The sequence below is a fragment of the Microbacterium sp. genome, from assembly GCF_052099035.1.
GTDB lineage: Bacteria > Actinomycetota > Actinomycetes > Actinomycetales > Microbacteriaceae > Microbacterium.
Genome location: NZ_JBQDSX010000105.1, coordinates 1 through 6,895, shown reverse-complemented (window position 1 = coordinate 6,895; position 6,895 = coordinate 1). Strand labels below are relative to the sequence as shown.

The 6,895-nt window shown below is 66.5% G+C and carries 8 protein-coding genes; 6 read left to right on the top strand and 2 right to left on the bottom strand.

The features are described from left to right. The 5 genes from xseA to ACTIAO_RS16570 all read left to right on the top strand — a co-directional run. Nucleotides 1-752, top strand: a 752-nt coding sequence (gene xseA / locus ACTIAO_RS16590) for an exodeoxyribonuclease VII large subunit (RefSeq protein WP_441907219.1), incomplete at its 5' end; no start/stop codon positions are given. A gap of 115 nt (nucleotides 753-867) precedes the next feature. Then, nucleotides 868-1,122 (top strand): exodeoxyribonuclease VII small subunit, encoded by a 255-nt coding sequence (locus ACTIAO_RS16585; protein WP_441907218.1) that lies wholly within the window; start codon nucleotides 868-870, stop codon nucleotides 1,120-1,122. Continuing rightward, nucleotides 1,119-1,760 (top strand): DUF4245 family protein, encoded by a 642-nt coding sequence (locus ACTIAO_RS16580; protein ID WP_441907217.1) that lies wholly within the window; start codon nucleotides 1,119-1,121, stop codon nucleotides 1,758-1,760. Before ACTIAO_RS16585 ends, ACTIAO_RS16580 begins: the two co-directional genes overlap by 4 nt. After that, entirely contained in the window at nucleotides 1,757-2,428 is a 672-nt protein-coding gene (locus ACTIAO_RS16575) for a carbonic anhydrase (RefSeq protein ID WP_441907216.1), read from the top strand. The genes ACTIAO_RS16580 and ACTIAO_RS16575 overlap by 4 nt, the downstream gene beginning before the upstream one ends. Next, nucleotides 2,425-3,819: a class II fumarate hydratase gene (locus tag ACTIAO_RS16570; protein ID WP_441907215.1), complete on the top strand. Its 1,395-nt coding sequence runs from the start codon at nucleotides 2,425-2,427 to the stop codon at nucleotides 3,817-3,819. The genes ACTIAO_RS16575 and ACTIAO_RS16570 overlap by 4 nt, the downstream gene beginning before the upstream one ends. Nucleotides 3,820-3,949: 130 nt before the next feature. Here the strand turns inward: ACTIAO_RS16570 and ACTIAO_RS16565 are convergent, their stop codons facing one another. After that, nucleotides 3,950-4,363: an ASCH domain-containing protein gene (locus ACTIAO_RS16565; RefSeq protein WP_441907214.1), complete on the bottom strand. Its 414-nt coding sequence runs from the start codon at nucleotides 4,361-4,363 to the stop codon at nucleotides 3,950-3,952. A gap of 213 nt (nucleotides 4,364-4,576) precedes the next feature. Here ACTIAO_RS16565 and ACTIAO_RS16560 point away from each other — a divergent pair, with 213 nt between their 5' ends. Continuing rightward, a complete protein-coding gene (locus ACTIAO_RS16560; protein WP_441907213.1) occupies nucleotides 4,577-5,413 on the top strand; it encodes a DUF559 domain-containing protein in 837 nt (278 codons plus the stop codon). Between the two features lie 109 nt (nucleotides 5,414-5,522). Here the strand turns inward: ACTIAO_RS16560 and ACTIAO_RS16555 are convergent, their stop codons facing one another. Next, a complete protein-coding gene (locus tag ACTIAO_RS16555) occupies nucleotides 5,523-6,884 on the bottom strand; it encodes a PhoH family protein (protein WP_441907220.1) in 1,362 nt (453 codons plus the stop codon). Nucleotides 6,885-6,895: the final 11 nt, after the last annotated feature.

The window sequence follows — 6,895 nt, the reverse complement described above, 5'->3', positions numbered from 1 at the left end:
TGCACCGCAACGCCGAGCTGCGCTGGCCGCAGGTGCGCTTCCGCACCGAGTACGCGGCAGTACAGGGCGACCGGTGCGTTCCCGAGACCTTGGCTGCGCTCGCGAAGCTGGATGCTGATCCCGATGTCGATGTCATCGTCATCGCCCGTGGCGGCGGCGATCCGCAGACGCTGCTGGGATTCAGCGACGAACGCCTCGTGCGGGCTGTGGCCGCGGCATCCACCCCGGTCGTCTCGGCGATCGGGCACGAGAACGACCACCCGCTTCTCGACGACGTCGCCGACCTGCGCGCATCGACACCGACGGATGCCGCCAAGCGGGTCGTCCCGGATGTCGGAGAGCAGCGCGCCCTGATCGCGCAACTGCGCTCGCGCGCGACATCGCGCCTGACTCAGCGCATTACGCACGACATCTCACAGCTCGAGCAGCTGCGCTCGCGCCCGGTGCTGCGCTCCCCCGACCCGATCATCGCCGATCGGGCGCAGGAGCTCTGGCTGCTGCTGGCACGCGGCCGAGACACGATCACCCGTCAGCTCGACGCCGCCGGACGGAAGACCAGCGAGCTGCGCGCGTCCCTCCGCGCTCTGTCGCCAGCGGCAACACTCGCCCGCGGCTACGCGATCGCCCACCTCGATGGCGGCGTGATTCTGCGCGATGCGGCCGATGCCCCGTCCGGCAGCGCTCTCACGATCACGGTCGAACGCGGCTCTGTCGCCGCGCGCTCCGAGGGCGAGATCCCTGAGGCTGGCTGACGCGCGCCCACCCCGAGAGTTGCCCTGCGCGACGAGACGGCTGCTGCCAGCACGATTCTCGTCGTGCAGAGCGATTCTCACCGGGGCGAAAGCGTGACGACGGCCGCGTCGTAGGATGGAGGGCGTGACTGCGCCCAACGACACCCCGGTGGAATCCCTGTCGTTCGAAGACGCTCGCGACGAGCTGGTCCGGGTCGTCGCAGAGCTCGAGCAGGGTTCCCCGACGCTCGAGCATTCCCTCGCCCTGTGGGAACGCGGTGAGGCTCTCGCCGCACGCTGCGAAGAATGGCTGCTCGGCGCGAAGCGCCGGCTTGAAGCCACTCGTCCCGCGGCATCTGACTCACCAGCATCCGAGGCGGACGACTCATGAGCAAGCAGCCGCGCGTCGTCGCAGAGCTCGGTCGCCCGGAGACCCCGGAAGAAACCGCAGCGCGCAAGGCGGAATTCAGCAAGACCTATCGCGCCAGCCAGACCTTCCGCAACCTCATCGCCGCCCTCATCATCACTCTCGCGGTGGTCGCGATCATCGTCTTCGGAGTGCCGCGCGGCCAGCCCGCCACCGAGCACCAGGTCGACCTCCCCGGTATCGCGGCCGACGTCGAATCAACGATGGAGCGTCCGGTCCTCGTCCCCGAACTCGATGACTTCTGGCGCGTGAACGCTGCCGAGCTGCAGGGCGGCGCGACCGTCGTCTGGGATATCACACTGGCCCCGGCGGATGAGGACGAGCGCGGATTCATTCGTGTCGCTCAAGCCTTCGACGCCGATGCATCGTGGGCGCCGCAGGTACTCGATGGTACGGCTGCGACAGACACCGTCCAGATCGGCGGCCTCGAATGGGACGTCTATTCGATGCGCGGCAAGTCCGAGAACAACGTGGACTATGCCATCGGCACGCAGGCGGGTGACGACTACATCCTGCTCTACGGGTCGCGCTCGGCCGACTCGACGGCAGAGCTCGCCGAATCTCTCATCCCGCAGATCCGCACCATCTCGGAGGCTCCATGACACCGCTCACCCCGACCGCCGCCTGGCAGGAGATGCTGGACGGCAATCGCCGTTTCGTCACGGGTGAGCCCCGGCATCCGAATCAGGATGTCGAGCGACGCAATGATCTCGCGCATCAACAGCATCCGGTCGCGACCCTGTTCGGGTGCTCCGACTCGCGCCTCGCCGCCGAGATCATCTTCGACAAGGGCCTCGGCGATCTCTTCGTCGTGCGCAATGCCGGTCAGGTCATCGGCGAGTCGATCGTCGGAAGTCTCGAGTACGCCGTCGAGATCCTGAAGGTTCCCCTCATCGTCGTCCTCGCGCACGATGAGTGCGGCGCGGTGGCCGCGGCTATCGAGGGGACGGCGATCGATGCGGCACCTCTCCCCCCGCACATCTGGAAACTGATCGCGCCGATCATCCCGTCCGCCCGCAAGGTGCTGGCATCCGAAGGCGGCACCTCTCCCGCCGACATCGACGCCGAGCTCGTCGGAGCAGAGCACCTGCGCAACACCGTCGCCAACCTGCTGCAGTCCTCAGAACTGATCAGCGAAGCCGTCGCCGAAGGGCGCTTGGGAATCGTGGGCGCGAATTACCGTCTTGCCGAGGGCACGGCCGTGCCCGTCATCACTGTTGGAATCGACTCGGGGATCGATGTCCCCACAACCCAGGAGGGATCGAAGTGACTGATAACGAGTACCGCATCGAACACGACACGATGGGCGAAGTGCGGGTGCCCGCGAACGCGCTGTACGGGGCGCAGACCCAGCGCGCCGTGGAGAACTTCCCGATCTCCGGCTCGGGACTGGAATCGACCCAGATCGCCGCCCTCGCCCGGATCAAGAAGGCCGCCGCCCTCGCGAACAAGGAGCTCGGGACCCTCGATGGCGCCATCGCAGACGCGATCGCGGCCGCCGCCGATCAGGTCGCCACGGGAGCGCACGACGGCGAGTTCCCCGTCGACACCTACCAGACCGGCTCCGGCACCTCGTCGAACATGAACATGAACGAGGTGCTCGCAACGCTTGCGACCGGCATCCTCGGCTCGACGGTGCACCCGAACGACCATGTCAACGCTTCGCAGTCGTCGAACGACGTGTTCCCGACGTCGGTGCACATCGCCGTCACTCAGGCGCTGATCGACACGCTCATCCCTTCGCTGGACCACCTCGCCGTGGCGCTGGAGGCAAAGCAGGAGCTGTGGAAGGATGCCGTCAAGTCCGGCCGCACCCACCTCATGGATGCCACGCCCGTGACCCTCGGCCAGGAGTTCGGCGGCTACGCCCGCCAGATGCGCCTGGGCATCGAGCGCGTGCAGTCGGCGCTCCCCCGCGTGGCTGAGGTTCCGCTGGGCGGTACTGCGGTCGGCACCGGCATCAACACCCCGCTCGGGTTCCCGCAGAAGGTCATCGAGCTGCTCGCGGCCGAGACCGAGCTGCCGATCACCGAGGCCAAGGACCACTTCGAGGCTCAGGCGAACCGCGACGGGCTGGTCGAAGCATCCGGAGCACTGCGCACCATCGCCGTCTCGCTGACGAAGATCAACAACGACCTGCGCTGGATGGGCTCGGGTCCGAACACGGGACTCGGCGAACTGCACATCCCCGACCTGCAGCCGGGCTCCTCGATCATGCCCGGCAAGGTGAACCCCGTCATCCCCGAGGCCGTGCTGATGGTCTGCGCCCGCGTGATCGGCAACGACGCGACGGTGGCCTGGGCCGGAGCATCCGGTTCGTTCGAATTGAACGTGGCGATCCCGGTGATGGGCACCGCCCTGCTCGAGTCGATCCGTCTGCTCTCGAACGCTTCGCGCGTGCTCGCGGACAAGACCGTCGACGGCCTGGAGGCCAACATCGAGCGGGCTGCAGAGCTGGCCGGCATGAGCCCGTCGACCGTGACTCCGTTGAACAAGGTCATCGGCTACGAGGCCGGTTCGAAGATCGCCAAGCACGCCGTCGCGAAGGGCATCACCGTGCGCGACGCCGTGATCGATCTCGGATACGTCGAGCGCGGTGAGATCACCGAGGCGCAGCTGGACGAGAAGCTCGACCTGCTGAGCATGACGCACGCCGGCTGACGCGCTCAGCCGCGTTCGCGAACGCCCCGATTTGCTGAGGCCGTCCCGATCTGCTGACTTATTTCACCAATTCGTCAGCAGATCGGGACAGGGCCCGCAGATCGGGGCGTTTTTGATCCGGATGCTGGGATCAGGCGGGCTCGACCCGGAACCGCACGAGCACTGTCTGAGTGTCATCGTCGACAGTGAAGTCCGAGTCGCCCATCCCCTCGCGGAAGTCCGGGCTGTGCCAGAACTCCTCATGGCCCGCGCGCCACTCGGCAACGGTCGTGAATCCCTCGCCCTCTGCGATCGCATGCTCGAGGTCGACGTCGGCGAGCCGCACCACACGGACCCCGGTGATCTCCTCGATGCACACAGGCTGGCCCGCGGAGTCGATCACGATCGCACGCTCTCCGACGGTCGGGAGTGGCTCGTCGTCGAGTTCGTACTGCGCTACGAGTGACGTGGTCGACGTCTTCGCGCCGCTCAGGATCGCCCCGACGAGCTGATCGCGGAGCGGACCCGGGAACGCATACTCGGACACAGGCAGGTCTTCAGGCATCCGTTCATCGTATCCGCGCGCTGCGCCCGTCCCGATCTGCTGGGCCGGTCCCGATCTGCTGACCTTTTTGCCACATTCGTCAGCAGATCGGGACAGCGTCAGCAGATCGGGGCGTCGCCACCCCTCCTGCACAGATATTCGTCTGCGCATTTTGTCCCCCGTTCGCGTGTTCTCGGACAATCGGATGCTGCGGCACCGGGCATCCTGACAGGCATGCTCTCGGCACCGGAAACGATCAGAAGGCTAGGCGGCCTCGCCCGCGGCTCCCACCTGCAGACCCTCGGGTTCACCCGCCGCACCCTGTCTCGAATGGTGCAACGCGGGGCGATCCAGCGCATCCGCGACGGCGTATTCGCCGTGCCTCCCCTGCACCCTGACATTCATATGGCAACCGCTCACGGTGGGGCGCTTACCTGCGCGAGCGTGCTGCAGATGCTCAAGATCTGGGTCCTCGATGCCACCGAGGTTCCACACGTGTGGTTGGGCCCTGACCGCCATGCGCATCCACACGACCGCTGCGCATGCGTGTCCCATTTCTACCGAGGGCGACCACCGCTGGGACGTGTCGATCTGGTGACCGCGCTGCTGCATTTCTTTCGCTGCGCGGGTGACGAAGCCTTCTTCGCGGCATATGAGTCCGCGTGGAGGCTCCGACTCTTATCGAAGGCCGCTCGCACGAGAATCCGCTCTGCGCTCCCAGCATCCGCTCGGTGGCTCGTCGACCTGGCACGGTCTGATGCCGACAGCGGTCTGGAGTCTCTGCTGCGACTGAGACTCCATCTCCTCAGCATCCGACTCGACTGCCAAGTGGTGATCACGGGCGTAGGAAAAGTCGACTTTGTCATCGGTGGCAGACTCATCCTCGAGGCCGACGGCAAGGAGAATCACGCCTCGGAAGAAAAACGCCACAAAGACCTGGTGCGGGATGCCGCGGCATCCGCCTTGGGATACGAGACACTGCGCTTCGACTACGCGCAGATCCTCCACGACTGGCCGACCGTTCAAGCCGCGATTCTTGCCGCGCTCCGTCGGATGCGCGCATATGCCTGAGCCGATCCGTCCCGATCTGCTGAGCCGGTCCCGATCTGCTGACGTTCTGGGAAGATTCGTCAGCAGATCGGGACAGCGTCAGCAGATCGGGACGGCGCAACGCCCAGCGTCAGCTGAGCTCCCCGCCCTCCAGCAGTTCCGTGACCAGCGCCGCGATCGCCGAGCGCTCCGAGCGCGTCAGGGTCACGTGCCCGAACAGGTCGTGTCCCTTGAGCGTCTCGATCACCGAGGCGATCCCGTCGTGACGGCCGACCCGCAGGTTGTCGCGCTGCCCGACGTCGTGGGTGAGCACGACCCGCGAGTTCTGGCCCATGCGGCTGAGCACCGTCAGCAGCACGTTCCGCTCCAGCGACTGCGCCTCGTCGACGATCACGAAGGCGTCGTGCAGCGAGCGGCCGCGGATGTGGGTCAGCGGCAGCACCTCCAGCAGTCCCCGCTCGATGACCTCTTCGACGACATTGCCGGAGACGACCGAGCCGAGCGTGTCGAAGACCGCCTGCCCCCACGGCCCCATCTTCTCGCCCTGGTCACCCGGGAGGTATCCGAGCTCCTGCCCGCCGACAGCGAACAGCGGCCGGAACACGATGATCTTCTTCTGCTGCTGCCGCTCGAGCACCGCTTCCAGCCCCGCGCACAGCGCGAGCGCCGATTTGCCCGTGCCGGCCCGGCCGCCGAGCGAGACGATGCCGACATCGGGATCGAGGAGCAGATCGATCGCGATGCGCTGTTCAGCCGACCGGCCGTGCATCCCGAACAGCTCGCGATCGCCGCGCACCAGGCCGTATTCGCCGTCGCCCGTGACCCGCCCCAGTGCCGAACCGCGCTCGGAGTGGATGATCAGCCCTGTGTTCACGGGGATTCCACGCGCGTCTTCGCTGATGCCGACTTCACTCTCGTACAGGTCGCTGATCTCGTCGCCCGAGAGGTTGAGGGTGGCGATGCCGGTCCAGCCGGAGTCCACGGCTTGCTCGGCGAGATACTCCTCGGCCACGAGACCGAGGGATGCGGCTTTCACACGCATCGGGAGATCTTTGGAGACGATCGTGACGTCCTGACCGTCCTGAGACAGGTGCATGGCCACCGAGAGAATGCGGCTGTCGTTGTCGCCGAGTCGGATGCCGCTGGGCAGCACCTGCCCGTCGGTGTTACTCAGCTCCACCCGAAATGTGCCGCCCTCGCCGATCGGCACGGCGAAATCGAGCCGTCCGTGTTCGATGCGCAGTTCATCGAGGTGCCGCAGCGCCTGGCGGGCGAAGTAGCCGATCTCCGGGTCGTGCCGCTTGCCTTCGAGCTCCGTGATCACCACGACCGGGAGAACGATCGAGTGCTCGGCGAAACGGAACAGCGCCTGCGGATCCGAAAGCAGCACCGACGTGTCGAGCACGTAGGTGCGGAGGTCCTGATCCGGCTTCTCCGAGGAAGACCGACGCGAGACCTGACGGGTGGACTGCTGTGCTGTACGTGTGGTCACGACCCACTCCC

Excerpts from the sequence above, each read along its gene's own strand:
- ACTIAO_RS16585 (WP_441907218.1), top strand. The coding sequence starts at position 868 with ATGGAGGGCGTGACTGCGCCCAACGACACCCCGGTGGAATCCCTGTCG.
- ACTIAO_RS16575 (WP_441907216.1), top strand. The coding sequence starts at position 1,757 with ATGACACCGCTCACCCCGACCGCCGCCTGGCAGGAGATGCTGGACGGC.
- ACTIAO_RS16560 (WP_441907213.1), top strand. The coding sequence starts at position 4,577 with ATGCTCTCGGCACCGGAAACGATCAGAAGGCTAGGCGGCCTCGCCCGC.
- ACTIAO_RS16580 (WP_441907217.1), top strand. The coding sequence starts at position 1,119 with ATGAGCAAGCAGCCGCGCGTCGTCGCAGAGCTCGGTCGCCCGGAGACC.
- ACTIAO_RS16565 (WP_441907214.1), bottom strand. The coding sequence starts at position 4,363 with ATGCCTGAAGACCTGCCTGTGTCCGAGTATGCGTTCCCGGGTCCGCTC.